Annotated in this window: 17 protein-coding genes; 7 read left to right on the forward strand and 10 right to left on the reverse strand. The window is 65.6% G+C overall.

The genetic code is table 11. The features are described from left to right. Window positions 1-44 precede the first annotated feature (44 nt). From galE to ABV408_RS16840, 3 genes are all read right to left on the reverse strand, one after another. Entirely contained in the window at window positions 45-1,028 is a 984-nt protein-coding gene (galE, locus tag ABV408_RS16830; protein ID WP_353980045.1) for a UDP-glucose 4-epimerase GalE, read from the reverse strand. A 93-nt stretch (window positions 1,029-1,121) separates the two neighbouring features. Then, window positions 1,122-2,546 carry a sigma-54 dependent transcriptional regulator gene (locus ABV408_RS16835; protein WP_353980046.1) on the reverse strand — a complete coding sequence of 475 codons (1,425 nt, stop codon included), beginning with the start codon at window positions 2,544-2,546 and terminating at the stop codon, window positions 1,122-1,124. A gap of 14 nt (window positions 2,547-2,560) precedes the next feature. Continuing rightward, window positions 2,561-3,112: a heme NO-binding domain-containing protein gene (locus ABV408_RS16840; protein ID WP_353980047.1), complete on the reverse strand. Its 552-nt coding sequence runs from the start codon at window positions 3,110-3,112 to the stop codon at window positions 2,561-2,563. 260 nt (window positions 3,113-3,372) lie between these two features. On the opposite strand from ABV408_RS16840, the gene ABV408_RS16845 reads away from it, so the two are divergent. Genes ABV408_RS16845 through ABV408_RS16855 form a run of 3 tightly spaced genes read left to right on the forward strand, consistent with a single transcriptional unit; the run spans window position 3,373 to window position 7,312 of the window. Next, window positions 3,373-4,584, forward strand: a complete 1,212-nt coding sequence (locus tag ABV408_RS16845) for a polysaccharide biosynthesis/export family protein (RefSeq protein WP_353980048.1) — start codon at window positions 3,373-3,375, stop codon at window positions 4,582-4,584. Next, window positions 4,581-5,993: a hypothetical protein gene (locus ABV408_RS16850; RefSeq protein WP_353980049.1), complete on the forward strand. Its 1,413-nt coding sequence runs from the start codon at window positions 4,581-4,583 to the stop codon at window positions 5,991-5,993. The genes ABV408_RS16845 and ABV408_RS16850 overlap by 4 nt, the downstream gene beginning before the upstream one ends. Then, complete coding sequence (locus tag ABV408_RS16855; protein ID WP_353980050.1) at window positions 5,948-7,312, forward strand: O-antigen ligase domain-containing protein; 1,365 nt, start codon at window positions 5,948-5,950, stop codon at window positions 7,310-7,312. Before ABV408_RS16850 ends, ABV408_RS16855 begins: the two co-directional genes overlap by 46 nt. Here ABV408_RS16855 and ABV408_RS16860 read toward each other — a convergent pair. The 4 genes from ABV408_RS16860 to ABV408_RS16875 all read right to left on the reverse strand — a co-directional run bounded on the left by ABV408_RS16860 (window position 7,295) and on the right by ABV408_RS16875 (window position 12,025). Beyond that, complete coding sequence (locus ABV408_RS16860; protein WP_353980051.1) at window positions 7,295-8,284, reverse strand: glycosyltransferase family 4 protein; 990 nt, start codon at window positions 8,282-8,284, stop codon at window positions 7,295-7,297. The genes ABV408_RS16855 and ABV408_RS16860 overlap by 18 nt on opposite strands. Next, window positions 8,281-9,273, reverse strand: a complete 993-nt coding sequence (locus ABV408_RS16865; RefSeq protein ID WP_251977698.1) for a glycosyltransferase — start codon at window positions 9,271-9,273, stop codon at window positions 8,281-8,283. Before ABV408_RS16865 ends, ABV408_RS16860 begins: the two co-directional genes overlap by 4 nt. A 542-nt stretch (window positions 9,274-9,815) precedes the next feature. Next, entirely contained in the window at window positions 9,816-10,745 is a 930-nt protein-coding gene (locus tag ABV408_RS16870) for a glycosyltransferase family A protein (RefSeq protein ID WP_353980052.1), read from the reverse strand. Continuing rightward, window positions 10,742-12,025 carry an oligosaccharide flippase family protein gene (locus ABV408_RS16875; RefSeq protein ID WP_353980053.1) on the reverse strand — a complete coding sequence of 428 codons (1,284 nt, stop codon included), beginning with the start codon at window positions 12,023-12,025 and terminating at the stop codon, window positions 10,742-10,744. The genes ABV408_RS16870 and ABV408_RS16875 overlap by 4 nt, the downstream gene beginning before the upstream one ends. Before the next feature lie 334 nt (window positions 12,026-12,359). Here ABV408_RS16875 and ABV408_RS16880 point away from each other — a divergent pair, with 334 nt between their 5' ends. Next, a complete protein-coding gene (locus tag ABV408_RS16880) occupies window positions 12,360-13,775 on the forward strand; it encodes a WecB/TagA/CpsF family glycosyltransferase (RefSeq protein ID WP_353980054.1) in 1,416 nt (471 codons plus the stop codon). Between the two features lie 24 nt (window positions 13,776-13,799). Here the strand turns inward: ABV408_RS16880 and ABV408_RS16885 are convergent, their stop codons facing one another. Beyond that, window positions 13,800-15,932, reverse strand: a complete 2,133-nt coding sequence (locus ABV408_RS16885; protein ID WP_353980055.1) for a response regulator — start codon at window positions 15,930-15,932, stop codon at window positions 13,800-13,802. 295 nt (window positions 15,933-16,227) lie between these two features. Here ABV408_RS16885 and ABV408_RS16890 point away from each other — a divergent pair, with 295 nt between their 5' ends. From ABV408_RS16890 to ABV408_RS16900, 3 genes are all read left to right on the forward strand, one after another. Next, window positions 16,228-17,424 (forward strand): MFS transporter, encoded by a 1,197-nt coding sequence (locus ABV408_RS16890; RefSeq protein ID WP_353980056.1) that lies wholly within the window; start codon window positions 16,228-16,230, stop codon window positions 17,422-17,424. Window positions 17,425-17,586: 162 nt separating this feature from the next. After that, window positions 17,587-18,051, forward strand: coding sequence for a nodulation efficiency, NfeD-like protein (locus ABV408_RS16895; RefSeq protein WP_353980057.1), 465 nt, complete (start codon window positions 17,587-17,589; stop codon window positions 18,049-18,051). Next, window positions 18,048-19,082, forward strand: a complete 1,035-nt coding sequence (locus ABV408_RS16900; RefSeq protein WP_207033477.1) for an SPFH domain-containing protein — start codon at window positions 18,048-18,050, stop codon at window positions 19,080-19,082. The genes ABV408_RS16895 and ABV408_RS16900 overlap by 4 nt, the downstream gene beginning before the upstream one ends. A gap of 44 nt (window positions 19,083-19,126) precedes the next feature. On the opposite strand, the gene astB is transcribed toward ABV408_RS16900, so the two are convergent. Together astB and astD are read right to left on the reverse strand one after the other, a co-directional pair. Next, a complete protein-coding gene (gene astB, locus ABV408_RS16905; RefSeq protein WP_353980058.1) occupies window positions 19,127-20,467 on the reverse strand; it encodes an N-succinylarginine dihydrolase in 1,341 nt (446 codons plus the stop codon). Window positions 20,468-20,475: 8 nt separating this feature from the next. After that, window positions 20,476-21,945 (reverse strand): succinylglutamate-semialdehyde dehydrogenase, encoded by a 1,470-nt coding sequence (gene astD / locus ABV408_RS16910; RefSeq protein ID WP_353980059.1) that lies wholly within the window; start codon window positions 21,943-21,945, stop codon window positions 20,476-20,478. Between the last annotated feature and the right edge of the window lie 64 nt (window positions 21,946-22,009).

Raw genomic sequence — 22,009 nt, forward strand, 5'->3', positions numbered from 1 at the left:
CGCTGGCCTGACAGATCAGAATCGATGGTCGAGGTCAGCCAGCGCTATCCCTGCGCCCTGTCGGTTTCGAAGCGCCAGGCATGGGCCACCATCTCATCCAGCGAGTAGTGAGGCCGCCATCCCAGCGCACGTTCGACCTTTGTCACGTCGGCGACGAGATACGCCGGATCGCCAGGGCGACGGTCGGCAGTCTTGACGGCGACATCACACCCGGTCACGCGCCTGACCGATTCGATGACCTGCAGGACACTGTAACCAACGCCACTTCCCAGGTTGAAGACATCGCCCGGTTCTCCTCGCAACAGCGCCTCCAGACCCAGGCGATGCGCGCGACACAGGTCGTCGACATGGATGAAGTCCCGGACGCAGGAGCCATCCTGCGTCAGGTAGTCGCTACCGAACAGCGTGAAGTCAGCGCGGCGGCCGGAAGCGGCCTGGAGCAGCAGCGGAATTAGGTGCGTCTCGGGATCGTGGCGTTCGCCCAATCGCCCCTCGGGATCGGCACCCGCCGCATTGAAATAGCGAAAGATCATCGGCCTCAGCGCATAGCTGTGGGCATAGTCGCGAAGGATCTGCTCGATGAAGCGCTTCGACCACCCATAAGGGTTGATCGGCGAGGTACCGCTAGACTCGCCGATGGCACTTTCGTGGGCGTCCCCGTATACCGCCGCCGTCGACGAGAACACGAACGTATCCACGCCGTGGCAGCGCATCTCTGCCAGCAGCGCAAGGGTCTTGGCCACATTGTTCTGATAGTAGGCCTCGGGCTGCGTGACGGAGGCACCGACTTCGCTCAAGGCCGCGAAATGCATCACGGCATCGAAGGCCTTGGACCGAAAGAGACGCCCTAGCGTCTCTCTATCTCCGAGGTCAGCGACGACCAGCTCGGCATTGACGACGGCATCGGCATGTCCTGTGGATAGATTATCCAGAACGGTCACCCGATATCCCGATCGATACAGATGCTCGACCATGTGCGAACCGATATAACCAGCGCCGCCCACGACCAGAATCTCACCTTTGGACATTGACACCCCAAGCCTCGATAAAACCAGCAACGTCTTTATGTCAGCGTCTATCGATGCGCTGCACGCCAACCCCGACCAACGACGCAAAGCAAACTAAGACGAGGTTCCGGTCAAAGACCATTTCTCCAGCTTGCGGTAGATCGTAGAGGGGCTGACGGCGAGATCACGCGCCGCACCGGGCACACTGCCGCCATTGTTGGCGATGGCCTTTTCGATCGCCATCTTTTCGATCTGCTCGAGCGTCAGCCCCTGAAAGGCGAGTCCGGACGGGGCTGCATCAGCGCCAGCATCGGGGGCGTGTTGCGGCTGTGTCGGCTCACTGCCTCCAGACTCGGCACGCATGGCCGGTGCCGCCGCGGCCGTCCCCAGATGTGCCAGAGAGAGCTGGTTACCGGCGCTCATCACCACGGCGCGGCGAATCTCGTTTTGCAGCTCGCGGACATTGCCCGGCCAGTGGTATCGATGCAGCGTTTGCTGCGTCTCATCGTCGAGCGCCTCGAACGTCTTGCCCTCTTCGGTGGAAAAACGCGTCATGAACGCCTGAGCCAGCAGCACCACATCATCCCCCCGTTGCCGCAACGGAGGCAGATCGATAGGCAGCACAGAGAGACGATAGAAGAGATCCTCGCGGAAACGCCCCTCGCTCATCTCGACCAAGGGGTCGCGGTTGGTGGCACAGATCACGCGCACATCCACCGGCACGGTTCGGTTGCTACCGACGGGCTGCACCATGCCGGTCTGCAGAAAGCGCAATAGCTTGACCTGCAGTTTCAGCTCCATCTCGCAGATTTCATCCAGAAACAGCGTACCGCCACTGGCCTCTCTGGCAGCCCCGGTGCGATTCTCCAGCGCGCCGGTAAAGGCGCCTTTGACGTGGCCAAAGAGCTCGGACTCGAGAAGGTTTTCGGGTATGGCGCCACAGTTGATTGCGACGAAACGCCCCGACCGCCGCTGACTGAGCTCGTGGATGGCCTCGGCCGCCACCTCCTTGCCGGTCCCGCTTTCGCCGGTGATGAATACGGTGGCTTTGGAGTTGGCGACGTTCTCGATCGCGCGATAGACGACCTGCATGACGTCGGAGCCGCCAATGAAGCCCTGAAACTGTTCACGCCGTTGAAGACTGCGCGCCACCTGCACTTCCTGCTCGAGACGCAGCCGCTCGCCGGCGCGTTTCACGGTGGTCGTCAAGCGCTCGACCGAGACCGGCTTGACCAGGAAGTCGTAGGCTCCCAGACGCATGGCCTGGATGGCCCGATTGATGGAGCCGTCCGCAGTAATGACGACAACGCTGGCATGCTTGGTCAACTCGGGGGCATCCGCCAGAAAATCCAGGCCATCGACATCCGGCAGTTTCAGGTCGAGCAGGATGACATCGAATGCCTGCCGCTCGCGCTTTCCGGCCTCGATATAATAGCGGGCTTTCTCTCCACTATCGGCGATTTCGACCTGGCACCCGGCGGCCTCCAGCTGACTGGCATAGGTGAGCGCAAGAGACACGATGTCTTCGACGATCAACACCCGAGTGCTTTCCGTCATAGAGGATAGATACCTTTTCTGGGCCGAATAATGAAGCACGCCTGCGTGTCGGTGCTGCCGGACTTCCAAGAGACGTCGCTCTGTTCACTATAGAATGAGATGCACTGCGCTACCAGACCGTAAGCGATATGGGCGAACCCCCGCCCCGAACGATAAGTGACGGTATAGCCCTCTATATCACTGTGCGTCTCCACCTGCGGTGGCGAAGCATCGGGATAAATGACCTTGACCTCCTCATGGATATGCCCCTGGACATGCTCGAGAAGCTCCCGGGCACTGGTGTAGCGCGACAATAGATGTGGAAAACGTGTCTGGAAACGCTGGAAGAGAAAGCGGCCGAAATCTTCACACATCAAAGCGGCATCGGCACCGGTCATCCTGGCCGCGGCCGCCACCAGGTCCGCCGCGTAGTGGCTGGGATAGTTGCCAACCGTGGTGAATGCGGCATCGTTGGGCAGCGAGGCCGCTTCCACCACCCTCTCGGTAATGGCGTCACCCAACTGCTCATCGAGAAAGTTCATCAGCTCGACAAAGATCAACCCTTTCATACGCGCCCCTTCCGCCACGGAGTAGACGAAGAATCGAAGTCAATGGAGAAGGCTCTGCAATATCGATGCCAATATCTAGGCACGAAAATAGCGGCATAAAAGCGCTCTCTTTTGCATTTCGGGAGGCGGCACGTTGCAAACAGCATCAATGTCTTTGCAACTTGAGACATTCCATTGAGAGACAGAGTGAAATCTAATAATACTTCGATTCCTTTCCGCATCGACTTCTCTACAATGATGGATTATGTAGAGAGGTGCGCATGCATAAAGCCCATTACCGTACACGCACCATGGCGTGGATCGTCACCGCCGCAATGACACTGAGCGGCTGCCAGTCGGCCCCCACGCCCGAAAACCGGGATGGCGCCTTGTGGATGCCGCAACAGTGGGAGGCCGACGCCTACCAGCGCCAATGCACGCCCGCTATGTCGCCGCCCCCGCCGGCCGGAAAAACGTATGTTCCGGCGGCACAGATGCGCGCCGAGCCTGCCAGTCTCGCCCCCGGCGACCGCCTGCGTGTCGACGTGCTCGGCGACCCGGGGGACCTCTCTAAGCTGTACGTCATCGATGAACTCGGCCGCCTGGCACTACCCGGCCTGCCCGTGATCGACACCACCGGACGCTCCGTCGCCGAGGTGGAAGCCCGCTTGAGCGACAGGCTCGTCGAGGCACAGCTGGTCCGGCGTCTACCGCGTGTCGCTGCCGTCTCGCTGGTGGAGCGTGCGGGTATCTCGATTTCGGTCAGAGGCGCGGTTTTCAATGCGGGCACCGTGCGCATCGGTGAACGCCCGGCCGAGAGTCGCGTCGGCCAGCGCGACGGCCCGGTGGCGGGGGATGCCAATCTCGGTCGCAATCTGTCAATGGCGATCATGGCTGCCGCCGGTGCCCGTCCGGATGCCAACCTGGGCGACGTGCGTGTCATTCGAGGTGACCAGTGGACGACAGTCGACCTCGCCGGGCTGGTCGAAGGCAGCGGCGCCGATGACCTGCGACTGGCTCCCGGAGATCGTGTCGAGGTGCCCAGCACGCACTGCTTCGACGCGGCGCTCGTGCGACCGACACCGGTCACGCCGCCAGGGGTACGCGTGTTCATGTCCAACCTGTCACGACCCGCCGCCAGCAACGCCACCTCGGCGATCGGCAAGGAGTCGACCAGCCTGCCCTACGGCACGCGTCTACTGCAGGGGCTGGTCAGCGCCAACTGTGTCGGCGGCTCGGCCATGAACGCTCACCGCCATGCCGTTCTCATCTCCACCAACCCGTTCGATGACACCACCGTGGTCATCGACCGCGATGTCGAGGACATGCTGGAGCGCCCGGACCGGGATCGTATCAACCCCTATCTGATGCCCGGCGACGCGCTCGCCTGTTACGACAGCCGCTGGATGAACGTCAGGGACGCCGTGTCGATGGTGGGCGAAGCCCTGGGGCCGGCCGCCACCGTCATTCTCATCCACGATGCCTCACCATGACCGATAACCGCTCACCTTCACCGCGCCGGCTGCTGCGTCTCTGGTGGTTCATTCGAGATGGGCTACCCTCGGCGGGCCGCTATCGCCGCTATATCATCGCCATCGCCCCCTTCCTGCTGATCATCTGGGGGCTGCTGGCCGCTTATCTGCTGCTGGCACCGGTCAGCTACAAGAGCTCGATGACCCTGATACTGCCCGGATCGGGTGTCGGCGGCTCGATCAATCTGGAGTCCATCGGTCAGGCCTCGTCGCAGACGAGCTCCGCCTTCGCGACGCCCTCGCTGAGCCCGACGGAGAATTACAAGCGGCTGCTGAGTTCGGACCTGGTGCTCCAGCGTGGCGCGCAGCGCCTGGACGATGGCGGTGGCATGCTGCCCAGTCCGAGCGTGCGCCTGGTCGATCAGACCAACCTGATCATGGTGGCCATGGCAGGCCCGACGCCCGAGCAGGCGCAGGCGCGTCTCGAAGCGTTGCGTCAAAGCTTCCTGTCCAGCCTGGAGCGCCTGCGCCAGGACGAGGCGGAGAAGCGCGAAACGGCGGACCGCGACAGGCTTCAGGAGCTACAGCAGAAGTTACAGCAAGCGCAGCGCCGCGTGCTCGAGTTCCAGGGACAGGCGGGGCTGGCAACGCTCGAGCAGTTCAATCAGCGCCTGGGGGTCGTCGATGACCTGGAGGCGCAGCAACGCAGCGCGCGGCTCGAGCTGGAGCGCTACCGGGCCACGGCCGAGCGCCTGAGCCAGCTGTTGCAGGTGTCCCTGGCGGAGGCGCGTAGCGCGCTGCTGCTGAAGGCCGACCCGATCTTTCAGTCGCTGCTGTCGCGCTACGCCATCGCGCTGACCGACTGGAATCAGGATCGCGCCACGCTGGGCGATCGCCATCTGCGCTTGAGCGAACGCCAGGCCCAGAAAGATACCCTGCTGCAGGCGATGCTGGCGCGCGGTGCGACGCTCACGGGGTTGCCGACCCAAACCCTGCAGCGCTTCGTCGACCTCTCGGTGAGCGAAGGCCGCGCCCGACTGTTCGATGAGCTATTGAGCGCAGAAGGCCGGGTGGCCGGCATCAACGCCGAGCTGGTGGAGATTCAGCAGCAGATTCGACGCGAGAACCAGGATCATGGCGATCTGGTGACCATGGCCGCCGGCCTGTCGGATCTGCTCAGGGAGCAGCGGATCTCCGAGGCGGTCTTCTCCTCGGCACTGGCCCGGCTGGACACCAACAAGTCGGACCCCTTCGCGTCCTACCCGCTCGTCCAGACCTTCGAGTCACCTTCGCTGCCCAGCGCCCCCTCGTCGCCGTCGGCGGTGCTTGCGGTGGCTGGCGGCGTGGTCGCCAGTCTCTTCGTCATCATGGGCTTCCTGCTGCTATGGCTACGCCAGCCGATTATCAAACTACTGCTGCCGAAAGGCTGATTTCGGTCGCCATTCAGTGCACCTGGCTGCTCTGGCTGCTCGGCGGTCTGTACATCGCCGGGCCGGCCATGGCCTGGATCCTGGCGGCGATGGCAGCGGTCACGCTATACCTGGCCCCGGGGGACGCCACGTCATGGCGCCCGCCGCCGCCCCATCCGGTGATCTTCATCTGGCTGTTGGCGATGCTGGCGATGCTGGTGATCCTGATCGTCGGGCATCTGCTCAATGAGCTGGGTACCGCCAAGACCATCAAGTCCTCGATCGGCTGGGCCAAGGGCTGGGCACTGCTGGCGCTGTTCCCGCTGGCCGGCGCGCTGCTGCCCGTGCGCCCCGAGGTGATCTATCGGGCCGTCTGCCGCCTGGGACTGCAGACGCTGATCCTGATCCCTCTGTTTCTGGTCGCGCCGTTCGTGGGGCTTCCGGGCCAGCTGTATGTGTCGCCACTCAAGATCGTCGGCGGGTCGGGACCGGAGTACTTTGCGGTGATTCTGTATACGCTGGAGCCGGGGACCGGCGTGCCACGCTGGCAGTTCTTCGCCCCCTGGTCACCGGCGGCCGGCATGATCGCGGTAGTGCACATCCTCTGCGCGCTGGAGGAGAAGCAGCTGGGCTGGAAAATCATCGGCGTGTCGGCGGGCCTGCTGATCGCACTACTCTGCCAGTCGCGACTGGCACTCGTGGCGCTGGCGATCGTCTGGCCGGTGTCGTTCGGTGTCAGCCGCCTGCGCCAGCCATGGACCTGGTTCACCGCGGCCCCCGCTATCTTGCTGCTGGGGCTGCTGTCTCCCCAGATACAGGGCTTGATGGAACAGGCCATACAGCGTTTCACCAGTGCCCGCGCCGACTCCAGCCGAGTGCGCGCCGCCCTGGGCCGTATCGCCATCGAACGCTGGCAGAACGAGGCGCCCTGGTTCGGCCACGGCATCGTGGAAAACGGCCCGCATCTGGTCGAGTACATGCCGATCGGCAGCCACCATAGCTGGTACGGCCTGCTCTTCGTCAAAGGCTTGCTGGGGGCGATCGCCCTGGCCGTGCCGCTGGCGGCGAGCTTCTGGATGGCGGGCAGGCTGGCGCTCTACCAACCGGTCGGTCGTGTCGCCCTGGCCATGCTGCTGCTGCTCACCCTCTACAGCTTCGGGGAGAACCTGGAGATTCTGAGCTATCTCTACTGGCCGGCGCTGGTCATCGTCGGCATCGCGGCCAGACAGGCCGCCTGGCGGCGTCTGGAAGCCACCGGTGGGAGGGCTGAGGAGGGGGCGCCAGCGCCGCATCGGCAAGGCGAGCTGACAGTGGCGGAAGACTCAGTCGAGCGGCAGTAACTGCCGCCAGCGCAGGAGTCGATCATCGACCAGGCACTGCGTGGAGATACGCGCCGATGCGGCCATGGCACCCAGCCGCGGCGGCGTCAGATTCTGAAGGCAGGTACTCAGGCCGTGTTCGCTATCGAAATCCACTTCCCACCCCGCTTCGGCCGCCTGCTCGGGCAGCCCATCCACGCCGGCGACCAGTAGCGGCCGAGCCGCCTGCCGAGCCTCGGCCGCCACCAGGCCGAAGGATTCCCAGCGCGAGGGTACGGCGATGATGTCACAGGCGGCCAGAAAGCCGGCACGATCATCGACTTGCCCGACGAAGTGGATGTGCGGCGCCTCTCCGGCCAGCGCCCGCAGCGCCTGCTCCTCCGGCCCGCTCCCGCCCAGATACAGCTGATAGCGCGCCGGATCCAGCGTCAGAAAGCGAGCGACCAAGCGATCGAACCCCTTCAGCCAGACGAAACGGCCATAGGCCCCCACCACCAGCGGGCGCTGCCCCTGCCAGTCCGAGGGCGGCACCGCCTGCAGCGCGGGGACGTCGCTCCAGGGCGAGACCACCTGCAGGCGTCGTGGTTCTATCCCCACGGCCTCGGTCAACCATTGCGACTGTCCCTGCGACACCGCGACGATACGGTCGAACAGACGGCTGGAGATGTTCAGCATCATCCGAAAGCGGCCGAAGCGCGGCACATGATGTGCCGCCCAGGCACGGGTATAGCTGTGTTCGATATGAATCAGCCGAGCGTGACGATTGCGCAGCCGCAGCGACACGAGGAAGGGCAGTGCCCGCCAGCGCGGCGGAAAGTGCGTCATGATCACATCCGCTTTCAGACTCGGCGCCAACGTCTGATCCGGCTTCACCGTCACCACCCGGCTGCGCAGACGGCCGACCCAGGCAGGATGCTCGAAAATCGCCAGCGCCTGCATGACCCCGCCGGGAGAGACATCGTCCAGCAAATGTACGATCTCGAGCGTTTTCATGCGGCCACCTCGGTACCCAAGCGACGACTCAACAGCAGGGCGAAACGTTCACGCGACAGCCAGCGTGCCGCCATCGCACCGAGCCCCGTTTCGAGCGTCTTGTAAGGCTCCTGCAGCGCGATCCACGGACTGGCTGCGAGCGCCTGACGCATCAGGGCCACGGCGAAGGAGCCATCCCCCAGCTGCACCGCTCGCCTTGCCAGATAGCGTAGCTGATAAGCCCGGGCACGCGCGCCGTGACGCGCCAGCAGCTCAGGCGCGTATGCCTGCGCCTTGGAGATCGCCCGCTCCCAGCTTTCGTACTGACGAATCACGTTGGAGGAGAGCCCGCCGATCACGATGCGATAGTCGGTGAGCAGGCCGTCGATGCCCTCGAAGCGGCAGCCGTACCCGGCGATCATGCGCAGCCACAGCTCGATGTCCTCCGACTGGCGGAAGCTCTCGTCGAACCAGCACAGGCGCCCGGGCTCTTGCGGATGCACGAAGGCGACACGGTCCAGAGCGCGACGCCGAATCACCGGCGCCGACCCATTGCCCACCGGGTTGCGCGTGAGGACGTGGCGCGCCTCGACGCCGGTCAGCCGGGGCTGCTGGCTGACACCGAGCGGGCGGCCTTCGGCGTCGATCAGGCGCGAGCCGGAATAACTGACGTCGACCGCGTCATCGGCATTGAGATGGATGAAGTGCAGTGCGAGTTTGGTCGGGTCCCAGCGGTCATCGGAGTCCAGCAGCGCGATGTAACGCCCGCGGGCCACCGCGATGCCACTGTTGCGGGCGCCTGCGAGGCCCCGGTTGCGCTGGGTCACGATACGGATGCGCTCATCCGCAAACCCTCGGCACACCTGCATGCTGTTATCGAGGGAGCCGTCGTCGACGATGATGAGCTCGAAATCCTGGAACGTCTGATCGAGCACCGATTGGATCGCCTCGCCGACGAACGCTTCCACATTGTAGACGGGCATGATGACGGAGATGGTGGGCAGGGTCATGGCGGATACTCCAAGTGAATAAAGAAATTGGGTGAAGCAAGTGTCTTTACTCTTTGAGTATCAAAAACCGTGCCAACTTTTATTTTTAATATAAATCAAAGACTTGAGAAACATGCCGCCTTGATCACACCGACTGCCTGCGCTCATCACTGCAGATTGCGACGCCCGCCTTCTCCGATTTCGCAATTTGCCCGCGTTTCGAGAAGAAATCGCCTGGGGGTCGCGCGCAAGTCTTGTCGCGACCGCGTGCCGCGGCCAGACGACGCGACCCTCGAGGAGCCACTGGCGAGAAAGCGCGAGCGCGACAGGCGTGTGGTGAAATTAAGCGGGATGAAAGAAGTATGGTGAAAGAAGAGTGACGCGTGACTCTGATGACAGGACTAGGTTCTGTACGAAAAGTCAGCGAGCGAAGGCAAGACAAGACAAGGCAAAAATCGGCGAAAACGGACCGGGCTGGCGCACCAGTTTACGGGGTGTAAATGAGCATGTTGAGCCGATTTTTAACGCCGTATTGCCGAGTGCAGGTAGTTTTCGTACAAAACTTAGGCGAATAGCCGCATGCGCAGGGTACGAGGCAGCAGCGGACTGACCAGTGATCCCACCAGGGTCATCAGGCCCCGGCGTCGATCGCGAAAGAAGGCCCGCGGCGAGTTGGCCACTCCGACCAGCGCGAAACGCGGTGCCAGCCAGGGCGAGCTCCCCGCGCGCAGCGCCCGGCGTGCCAGATAGCGACAGTAGAGCGCACGCGCGGCGGCGGCATCGAAATCCGCCGCGTAGTCCCGCGTCAGCTGCTGCCAGCCGTCGTACATGGCGCGCAGATTGGCCGACAGCCCGCCGGCCGAGAGTCGATACCCCACCAGCAGAACGTCCATGCCGCGAATGTGGCGCCCCTGCTTGACGACACGCGCCAGCCACTCCTGATCCTCGGCGTACTGCATGCCTCGGCGAAAGCCACCACTGGCACGCCAGCACTCGCGGCTGACGACCAGATTGGAACTGGTGCAGACCGGGTTCTCCCCCAGGACATCTTCGAGCGTCAGGGCCTCCGGCGGTACCGTCGAGACAGTCTGCGCCCGTGCCAGATCGGTGCCCTCGCCGAGTAGAAAAGCGATCTTGGCAAAACTCATATCGAGCTGCGGCGCCTGGCGATGGTACTGCCAGTGGCGTTCGAGCTTGGTGGGATGCCACACGTCGTCGGCATCGAGAAACGCGATCCACTCCCCTTCAGCGCGATCCGCGCCGGCATTGCGCGCCGCGGCGACACCGCCATTCGCCAGGGCGAGCACGCGAATACGCGCGTCGCGCGCCTGCAGAGCCTGCAGCCGCGCCAGAGAGTCATCGGTGGAGCCATCGTCGATGAGCCAGAGTTCGAAGTGAGGCTCCGTCTGGCACAGCACGCTCGCGACCGTCTCCTCGATACTGTCGGCGGCGTTGTAGACCGGAATCACGACGGAAAACCTCGGCCGAGTCATGCGCAAGCCCTCTTGAACGGCATCCGTGAAACGATGCCACCATCTTGCCTCAGACACCAAATCGAGCCCGGAATCAGGATCAGTGCCAGCCCCGCCACATAGGCGCCCGCGGCAGCCATCAATCCCCAGCCGGCAAAGGCCGCCAGGCCACCCAGCGCCGCTGCCGTCGCCAGGCTGCTCATCATCGCCTCGACCCCCGGCTGGTCGAGCGCTCGCAACCAGGCGCTGGCCACCGCTGCGAAGATCATCGGCATCGCCCCGAGCCCCAGTATCGACACCAAGGGCGCCGACGGCGTCCACTGCACCCCGAAGATCAGCGGTACATACCAGGGCGCCAGGCACACCTGCAGCAGCAGTAACGGCAGGAACACCACCAGCGCCAGCATCAGCCCCTTGTGGCACCGGCGCCGGCGCTCCGCCAGATCATCCGCGCGGCAAATGTAGGGGAACAGGATCTGCCCCAGCGCCATCACGAAGGAGGTGGTGATACCGAGACCGGCATTGAACGCAAAGTAGTAGATACCCAGGGCCTTGACCCCGAAGACGGCGCCCACGATCAGTTTGTCGAGCTGGGTGCGGGCGACATTGACCATCTCGGTGATCAGGACACCGACGGCGAACCCCATGAAGGCGCGCCAGGGCACATGCCCCGCCTCGGGTTGCGGCATCCAGCGTTTGGCACGACGCACGAGCACCAGCCACACCGGGGCGGTGACCAGCTTGGGCAGCACGATGGCCCAGGCACTCGGCCATATCAGAACGAAGAGCAGCGTCAGCAGGTGATCGCTGACGTTCTGCACGGTGGCGATCCGCGCGATCGTGCCGAAACGCTCTTCACGCATGAGCAGAAACACCTGCACCAGGCCCGCCGGCATGAACAGATAGACGCCGGAAAGCAGCGCCAGCATCAGCGGAATCTCGCGCATGCCGAAGAGGTGCAGAGCGCCGGCCAGGGCGAGTTGAATCGCCGCGACCCCGACACACCAGCACCAGAACAGTCTGAAGGCCGTGTTGCAGGTGGCCGCCAGGGCATCCTCGCTGGCAGCGATAATGCGCTGGCCGACCCCTGCGTTGGCCAGCGCTCTGACCACTTCGAACAGACTCAGGGCCAGTGCCGCCACACCCATGATGGTAGGCGACACCTGTCGGGCGATCACCACGATCGCCAGGATACGCACGACGCGGTTGATCATCTCGGCGCTACCGAAGGCGACCAGGCCACGTAGTAGCGGGCTGTTCTCCCGACGAGCAAGGTGAGAGCGAAATGCGAATGGGTTCATGTCTGGCCCCGGCTGATGTGCTGTGGTTCGAAGTCTTCGCCTACCCCATTCAATAATCGGGCCAATTCCAAAAAGCTTTTTCATGGCAAGCCGTTAGCCATTTTTCCCGAGGCTGAATTGGCGTTTTTCGGCGCCGACATCGCAAATTGACATGCCATTTGCATTCGACGATGCAAGCTGCAACCCAGGGGGCCTCCAGGCCCTGTCAAAGACTTGGCCCGACACCCCAAAAAACAAAACAAGTAATTGTTTATTATAAATAAAAATAAAATCTGGCACGATTTATGACACGTCTTCTCCAGATAGCTCACTCGCTTGCCACTGGAGAGTCACCATGAACACTGCCAACCTCGACATCCGTACCGCCAACGCCTCCGCCTCACCGGCCCCGCAGCAGACGCTGGAGACCACGCCCCTGTTCGGCATGCCGCTGGTGGCGGCCTCGCGGCAGGCAGCCGTTACCGCCATCATCGAGCGTGCCGCTCAGGGCACGCCGACGACGATCAACTTCATCAACGCGCACTGTGTCAACGTGGCCCGCCGCGATGCGCAGTATCGCGAGAGCCTGGCCCATACCGACCTGCTGCTGCCGGATGGCTCGGGCATTCGCATCGCCTCCAAGCTGGCCGGCGCGCCGCTGGGCGACAATCTCAACGGCACTGACCTGTTCCCGGCCCTGTGCGAAAGCGCCGCCACTCAGGGACTCTCTATCTACCTGCTGGGTGGCAGCCCGGGCACCGCGGCCCGAGCCGCCGACGCCATGCAGCAGCGCTATCCGGGACTGAACGTCGCGGGCACCCAGCACGGCTTCTTCGCGGCCGAGGAGACGGAGCTTCTGATCTCGCGCATCAATCGGGCAAAACCGGACCTGCTGTTCGTGGGCTTCGGCGTGCCGATTCAGGAGAATTGGATCGCCGAGAACCGCCACCATCTGCAGGTCCCCGTCGTGCTGGGTGTCGGCGGCCTGTTCGACTACTACGCCGACAACGTCACTCGCGCCCCGGCCTGGGTACGCCGCTGCGGCTGCGAGTGGGTATGGCGCCTGGCCCAGGAGCCCCGCCGCCTGGCCCAGCGTTACCTCGTCGGCAACGTGACCTTCCTCGCGCACGCCACCCTGGCCGGACTGCAGGCACGCCTCGCCCGCACCCGCTTCCATGCCGCGCTCAAGCGCCTGATGGACGTGACGATCGCCGGTTCCGCGCTGCTGGTACTCGCCCCGCTGTTCGCGCTCATCTCGCTGGCCATCCGCACCGAGGATCGCGGCCCGGCGCTGTTCCGCCAGCGCCGTATCGGCGCCAACGGCAAGCCCTTCATGATGCTGAAGTTCCGCTCCATGGTGCGGGATGCCGAGGCGCGTCGCGCCGAGCTGCTCGCCCGCAGCGAACGTGACGGCGTCTGCTTCAAGATGAAACGCGATCCGCGCATCACCCGCGTGGGCGCCTGGCTGCGCAAGACCTCACTCGACGAGCTGCCGCAACTGATCAATGTGCTGCGCGGCGAGATGTCGATCGTCGGCCCGCGCCCCGCGCTGCCGGACGAAGTCGTCACCTACCGCGACGCCAGCTGGCAGCGCCTGGGCGGCAAACCCGGCATCACCTGCACCTGGCAGGTCTCGGGCCGCGCCGACATTCCGTTCGAGCAGCAGGTCGTCATGGACATCGACTACCTGCAAAGCCGCAGCATCCTTCGCGACTTCGGGCTGATGCTGCGCACGGTCCCCGCCGTTCTCAGCCGTCGCGGCGCCTACTGAGACGCTGACCCGGAGCGCAGCCGCTCAATCCGAATCCAGACTGGCGAACAGGTCGCGGGCGTGGTCGATCACGCCCGCGACCTGTTCGCGCAGGGCCGGCAGGCGGGCCGCCGCGGCCTCAGGCGGCAGCGCCCGATAGGCCTCGACTGCCGCCATCAGCGAGAAGGCGCCGAAGTTACCCGACACCCCCTTGAGACTATGCGCGGCCCGTTCGATCTCATCCGCGCTGTCGTGCGCGTGACCCGCCTCCAGCTCCTGTATCAACCTTTCGAAATCATCGATCGCCACCTTCAGCAGCAGATCACGCCGCGATGCGGGGAGCGGTTTGAACAGGGTACGAAAATAGTCGGGCTCGATCGGGGCCGGTAGCGCTTCATCCTGCGCCCGTGCCGTCGCGTCGGGCAGCGCCTCGACGTCGCTTGCCCCGTCGAGCGACGCGGTATCAAGCACGCGCCGCAGCACCGCAGAGAGCCGCTGACGATCGACCGGCTTGGTCATCGCCTCGCTGAACCCGCGTGCCCGTAACCCGGCGAGTTCTTCCCGGCTGGCATGCGCAGTGACCGCGACGATGGGTAGACGCTGCCATCGCGGATCCGCCGCCGAGCGAATGCACGCCACCGCCTCCTCCCCGGACATGCGTGGCATGCGCAGGTCCATCAGCACGGCGTCGTACGCAACGTCCCCGTCCAGCACCTTTTCCACGGCCTCGTCGCCATCACAGGCGATGTCGCTGACGTAACCCATGACCTGCAGCAGCTGGGTCAGCACGACACGGTTGGTCTCGATGTCATCGACGACGAGTACCCGAGGCTCGTCGCGATCGAGCCGGGGGCCAGCAGTCTCTTGCACTCCGGAGACGTCATACGCCACGCCGGGCGACGCCTCGTCAGCCGCCAGCGGCAGCGACAGCACGACGCCGGCGCGTGCCCGGACGTTCAGCGGCCGTATCTGGGCCCCGATCGTAGTTGCCAGACGCTGCAGCAGCGCCCGCCGACGCGGGTCGGCCGCCAGAGGGTCCTGTTCGTCCCCCGGGCAGGAGAGCCGGATATCCAACCGCCCCGATCGCCGCTGGGTGCCAATCCGAATCGGCATGCCCCGTTCCGCCAGCCGCTCGATATAGACATTGAGGATCTGGCACAAGCGCACCGGATCAGTAACCAGCGTGAGCTCCGTCGCCGACGCTGTCTCCAGCTCGAGTGGCGGCGTCGGCCCGGAGCGCCCGCCGCCCTGCCAGAAACGGATGACATCCTCGAGCTGCCGGTGGATATCCACCCGCTGCGGCCAGTACTCCAGCGCGCCCTCTTCGGCCTGCGCCATGTCGACGATATCTTCGATATAGCGATGCAGCTGGTTGGCGGCATCCTGGGCGATGCCGAGCCGCTCGCGCTGATCGACACGCAAGGCGTCCAGCGAGAGCAGATCCAGCATCCCCAGGATACCGTTCAGCGGCGTACGGATGTCGTGGCTGATGGCGGCGAGAAAGTCGGCCTTGACCCGCAGCGCCGTTTCGGCGGCACGGCGACTCTCGCGCAGGGCGTCGCTGAGCCGGGTCAACTGCCTGACTCGCCGCTCGGCCACCAGCGCCAGGGCCCGCGCCCGGCGCTCCGAGGTGCGCTGCTCGGTGATGTCCTGCACCGCCCCGATGAACGACACGAAACGACCCTGGTCGTCGACTTCCTTGCGAATGATCCAGCGTATCCAGCGAACCTCGCCATCACGCAGAATGCGACAGTCGTACTCATGGTCTATTCCCGCTGCCGCGGATTGATGGAACTCGGCTTCCGCGCGCTGTATCTTGTCGCGATCGAAGGGGTGGATGGCCTCCCATAGCGTTTGCTCACTGGGCTTGGCCTCGGTGCTGATCCCCAGGAGGCTGTTGAAGGCGGGTGATGCCGCCAGCTGGCTGCCGCGATAGCGGTGAAAGGTGGCCATTCTCGCCGTGCGTTGCGCGCGAATCAGATGCTGCGTCTCGCGCTCCAGCCTGGCGCGCAGATCGGACTCGCGCTCCATCAGTTGCTCGTTGGCCTGCAGCAGCTCCCGGCTACGCCGCTCGAGAATCGTCTCTGCCTCTTCTCGTGCGGCTTCTGAGCGCTGCAGCCGGCGTGTCAGACGCTCGATCCGCGCCTTGGCGGATGCGCTATCAGGGGGTGTCGCCACGGCGGGCTCCTCATGTCGTTCGCGCCTCGTCTCTCAGCGTAGCGCAGACAAGCTTATGATTAAGCAATGTCTGAATCGTGCCGTGCTTGCCCAGAAGATGTTGAACCCGCCTCGGTGCCCATCGGCCCCTTTCTTCCTTACCCCGGCTACGTGTAACGGCCCGCCCTCCCTGCGCCTGGATGCGATCGACACACTCCGAACTCGACCCGACACCCCGGCACCAATCGCGCGATGCAACGCCGGCTCAACGGTCATCGGTGTTAAGCTAGCCCCTCGATTTTCTGGGACTTTTGCCATGTCGACATCGCCCAACCGCGCACCGCTCCCTGCCTGGCTGTGGCTCGTGGCCTTCGGCCTCGCCGCGATCAATCTGCGCGCGCCGATCGTGGTGGTGGGGCCGGTGCTCGAACCGATCATGTCGACACTCGCCATCGGTGCCGGCACCGCCAGTCTCTTCACCACCGGGATGATTCTCTGCTTCGGGCTGCTGTCACCGCTGGCACCGGGTTTCGCCGGGCGCGTGGGGCTCGACCGCGCGATCGCCTGGGCGCTCAGCCTGATCGCCCTGGGTGGGCTGCTGCGTGGGATGGAGAGCGTGACGCTGATGCTGGTGGGCACGCTGTGCGCGGGGCTGGGTATCGCCTTCGGCAATGTGTTCATGCCGAGCCTGGTCAAACGCGATCGCGGTGATCGCCTGGGCCGTACCATGGGGCTCTATACGGTGATGATGGGCGTGGGCGCGACGATCAGCGCCGGCAGCGCGGTCCCGCTGATGCGCGCCTCGGGCAGCTGGTCGACCCCGATCTGGCTGTGGGCCGGTTTCGGCGGGCTCTCGGCGCTGTTGTGGTGGCGCCTGGCACTGCGTCTGCCCGCGGGCGACGGCACCGCGGCCAAACGCCCGCCGATGTCGCGTCTGTTCCGCAGCCCGGTGGCGTGGACGCTGACGCTGTTCATGGGCGCCCAGTCGCTCGGCTTCTATACCCTGCAGACCTGGGTGCCGGCGGTGGCGATCCAGGCCGGCGTGCCCGAGGCCACCGCCGGGCTGATGCTGTCGATGATCAATCTCACCAGCATCCCCGCCAGCTACTTCATTGCCCGCCTCGCCTCGCGCCTGACCCACCACAGTCTGCTGGTGCTCGGCCTGTGTGCGCTGATCGCTGCCGCCCTGCTGGGGCTGATGCTGGCCCCCACCGCAGCGCCGATCGGCTGGGCACTGCTGCTCGGCGCCGGCCAGGGCGGCTGCTTCAGTTTCGCGTTGACCATGATCGTGCTGCGCACGCGCCAGCCGCAGCACGCCGCCATGCTCTCCGGCATGTCGCAGAGTCTGGGCTATCTGCTGGCGGCCTGCGGCCCGCTGCTGTTCGGCGCCCTGCACGGTTTGAGCGGCGACTGGCAGCTCTCGCTGGGGTTCCTGCTGCTGCTGCTGGCCGGTCAGAGCGTGGCCGGGGTGCTGCTGGGGCGGCCGCGGATGGTCAGGCTCGGTGACGATTAGCGCCTGTCTGAAAAGTACTGCACGCCAACGGCGGCTATGGGCGAAGTCTTACACGATGTGACGGCGATCACTGATAGGCATCCATCGCCGCTTTGGCCAAACTAGCGGCTTGCCTGCGGCCGCGCCGGTACTCCTTTTCACGATCCGATCGGTGGAGACGCAATGGACTGGAACATGGCTTATGTCTGGCTGGTGGCAGCCCTGCTGCTGGGGCTGGCCGAACTGCTCTCCGGCGCACTGGTACTGCTGGCGCTGGCGGTGGCAACGCTGGTCGCGGTGCTGCTGGCCGCGCTCGGCGCCTCGCTCACCTGGCAACTCTTGGGGCTGGGTCTGGCCGCCGGGGTGATGCTGCCGCTGGTGATCAAGGTGATCCGCCCCCGCTTCTCGCCCCGCGGTGTCGCCTATGGCACCACCGGCACCGGCACCGAACGCGGCCAGCGCTACCGCACGCTGAAGCGCGATTTCGATGGCGCCAGCGGCATCGAGATCAACGGCGACTTCTATCGGCTGCGCGTCGCCGACAGCGATACGACCGAGCTGCCCGCCAACAGCGAGGTCATCTTCCAGCGTTTCGAGGGCACCCTTGCCATCGTCACGCTCCCCCATCATACGGAGTCATCATCATGAATTTCATCGGGCCCGGGCTGCTGATCAGCCTGATCATCGTCGCGCTGGGCGTGATCCTCATCATCAAGGGGCTGGTCATCGTGCGCCAGTCGGAGGTGATGGTGGTCGAGCGTCTCGGCTCCTTCAACCGGCTGCTGGAGAGCGGGATCAACGTGATCATCCCGTTCATCGAGCAGCCGCGGGCGATCAGCATGATCCGCTATCGCAAGCAGGGCGAGGAGTACTACCCGATCTCCACCGAGGAGGTGCGCATCGACCGCCGCGAGACGGTGATGGACTTCCCCGGCCAGCCGGTGGTGACCACCGACAACGTCACCGTCACCATCAACGGCGCGCTCTACTACCAGATCATCGACCCCAAGCGCGCGGTCTACGAGGTCGCCAACATGAGCCAGGCGGTCGAGGTGCTGGCCAAGACCACGCTGCGCTCGGTGGTGGGCAAGATGGAGCTGGACAAGCTGTTCGAATCCCGCGCCGAGGTCAACAACGCCATCCAGGCGGACATGGAGACGCCGGCCTCCAAGTGGGGGGTCAAGATCACCCGCGTCGAGGTCCAGGACATCGCCATGCCCGAAGAGGTGGAGAGCGCCATGCGCCTGCAGATGGCCGCCGAGCGTAAACGCCGCGCCACGGTGACCGAAGCCGAGGGCGAGAAGTCCGCCGCCATCGCCATGGCCCAGGGCCAGCGCGAGTCGGCGATTCTCAACGCCGAGGGCGACAAGCAGTCGGCGATCCTGCGCGCCCAGGGCGAGCAGGAGTCGATCAAGCTGGTGCTCAACGCCATCGGCGAGAGCGACGAGAACAAGCGCACCGTGGTGGGCTACCTGCTCGGCCAGAGCTACATCAAGGCGCTGCCGAACATGGCCAAGGCGGGCGAGCGGGTCTTCGTGCCCTACGAGTCCTCTGCCCTGCTGGGCTCGATGGGCATGTTCCGCGAGATGGCCGGCTCACCGGAAGATACGGTCGCCAAGCATCTGCGTGACAACGACCTGCAGCGCGGCATGGTCGGCGGCGCCGCCAGCCAGAGCTGAGCGCCGGGTGGCCCGGACGCCCGGGCCGCCTGAATCGGTCCCTCTCAGCCGAGCTGGAACGGATAGACGTTGCCGATACCCAGCAGGCGGGTGAGTTCGTCCAGCGCTGCCAATGTCTCCTCGGCGAGCTGCGGGTCGGCCAGATCGTCGGGCGTCAGCCGGTCACGGTAGTGACGCTCGACCCACGCCACCAGCTCGGCGTGCAGCCCCTCATCGAGCAGCACGCGCCCGCCCAGGGCGCCGCGCTCCTGCGCCGAGAGCGCTACGCGCAGGCGCAGGCAGGCCGGCCCGCCCCCGTTGCGCATGCTCTGCTTGACGTCCTTGACCAGGATCTCGCCGATCGGGTTGTGCCCGGCCAGCAGCAGATCCTGGATCGCCCGCCACACCGTCTCGTTCTCCTGGCACTCGCCCGGCACCACCAGCGTCATGTCGCCGCCGGGATTGGTGAGCAGCTGCGAGTTGAACAGATAGGTCGAGACCGCCTCCTCCAGGCTGATCGCCTCGCTGGGGACGCGCACCGGGATCAGTGGCGTGGCCATTCGGCTGCGCAGCGCCTCCAGGGTCTGCTCCTCGTCGAGGAACGCCATCTCGTGGTAGAGCAGTACCGGGCCGTTGCCCACCGCGATCACGTCGTTGTGGAACACCCCGGCATCGATCGCCTCGGGGTGCTGCTGGGCGAACACCGTCTGCGCATCAGCCAGGCCGTGCTGACGCGCCACCGCCTGGCTGGCCTCCAGCGTCTGGCGGGCGGGGTAACGCTGCGGGCCGCGCTCGCCGCCGAACGCCTGACGCCCGTAGACGTAGAGATGCACGCCGGGCTCGCCGTGGTCGCCGCAGAGCCGGGTGTGGTTGGCTGCGCCCTCGTCGGAGAACGCCGGGGTCGCCGGCAGCGCCGAATGATGGGCGAAGTGCGCCGGATCGCGGAAGATCGCCGCCAGCACGCGGGCAGTGGTCTCCGGCTCCAGATAGCGGTGAAAGCTCGACTGCAGGTTGGCCGGGGTGAAGTGCACGCGGCCATCCGCGGCGTCGATACTCGGCGTCACCGTGGCGGCATTGGCGGTCCACATGCTCGACGCCGAACACACCGCGCGCAGCAGCTGCGGCGCCTCGCGGGCGGCCCGGGTCAGCACCTCGGCATTGCTGCCGGTAAAGCCCAGCGCGCGCAGCGCGCCGAGATCGGGGCGCTGCTGCGGCGGCAGCACGCCCTGGGCGTAGCCGGCATCCATCAGCGCCTTCATCTTGGCCAGCCCCTGCAGCGCCGCCTCGCGCGGATTGGAGGCGAGCCCGCCGTGGCGCATCGACGCCACGTTGCCGTGGGCCAGGCCGGCGTAGTTGTGGGTCGGCCCGACCAGACCGTCGAAATTGACCTCGCGCACATCACTCATCGCGTCGCTCATAAACTCACCCCGGGCGGCAGTTCGCCGGGCAGCGTCAGGGTATCGGACTCCATCGAAGCGACGGGATAGGCACAGTAGTCGGCGGCGTAGTAGGCGCTGGGGCGGTGGTTGCCGCTATCGCCGATACCGCCGAAGGGCGCGTCGCCGGAGGCGCCGGTGGTCTGGCGGTTCCAGTTGACGATGCCGGCACGAATGCGCAGCAGGAAGTCGTCCCACTCCGGCTGGTCGCCGCCGATCAGACCCGCGGAGAGGCCGTAGCGGGTGTCGTTGGCCAGTTCGATGGCATGGTCCCAGTCACGATAGCGGTAGACCTTGAGCAGCGGGCCGAAGTGCTCCTCGTCGGGCACCGCGCAGCCGGTGACATCCACCAGCCCCGGCGAGAGCAGGCTGGTACCCGCCTCGAGCGAGGCCATGCGCACGATCACCCGGCCGCCGCGTGCTTCGAGATCGGCCTGGGCCGCGAGCAGCCCCTCGGCCGCCGCCGGGCTGACGAGCCCTGCGTAGAACGGCGCCGGCTCGCTGAATGGTGGCGCCACGCGAAGTTTCTGCATCGCCTCGGCCAGCCGCGCGATCAGCTGATCGCCGCTCTCGCCCTCGGGCACGATCAGGCGACGGGCGCAGGTGCAGCGCTGGCCGCCGGAGAGAAACGCCGACTGCAGAATGGTCAGCACCACCGCGTCGGGGTCGCGCACGTCGCGCACCACCAGCGGGTTGTTGCCGCCCAGTTCGAGCGCCAGGATCTTGCCGATCTGGCCGCCGAACTGGCGGTGCAGCAGGCCGCCGATCTTGGCGCTGCCGGTGAACAGCAGGCCGTCGATATCGCTGTGGCCAGCCAGCGCCTGCCCCACCTCGGCCGCCCCCTGGACGAGATTGATCACGCCGGCGGGCAGACCCGCCGCGACCCAGCACTGCAGGGTCAGATCGGCGGTCATCGGGGTCTGCTCGCTGGGCTTGAACACCACACAGTTGCCCGCCAGCAGTGCCGGCACCATATGCCCGTTGGGCAGATGGCCGGGGAAGTTGTAGGGGCCGAACACCGCCAGCACGCCGTGGGGGCGATGCCGCAGCACCGCGCGGGTGCCGTTGGCGTCGCGGGCGCGCTCGCCGGTGCGCTCGTGGTAGGCGTTCAACGAGATGGCGATCTTGCCGATCATCGCGCCGACCTCGGTGCGCGCCTCCCACAGCGGCTTGCCGGTCTCGCGGGCGATGCTCTCGGCCAACGGCTCGCGGTTGGCCTCTAGCTGGTCGCGAAAGCGTTCGACCACCGCCTGGCGCTCGACCAGCGGGCGCCGGGCCCAGCCGGCAAAGGCGCGCCGCGCAGCACTCACCGCCGCGCCGACCTGCTCCGCGGAGGCGGCATTGGCTTGCCATAGACGCGTGCCGGCGACCGGGTCGTGCTTGGTGAAGGCAGCCGCAGCACCCGCTTGCCACTGGCCGTCGATCAGCAGTTGTTGTGTGGCGTCCATGGTTCCCTCCGGTTGGATTCTGAAAAGTCGGCTCGGCCCGCTGCGGCGCGCCCGCCGGATGCGG

It is taken from the genome of Salinicola endophyticus (genome assembly GCF_040536835.1).
Classification (GTDB): Bacteria; Pseudomonadota; Gammaproteobacteria; order Pseudomonadales; family Halomonadaceae; genus Salinicola; species Salinicola endophyticus_A.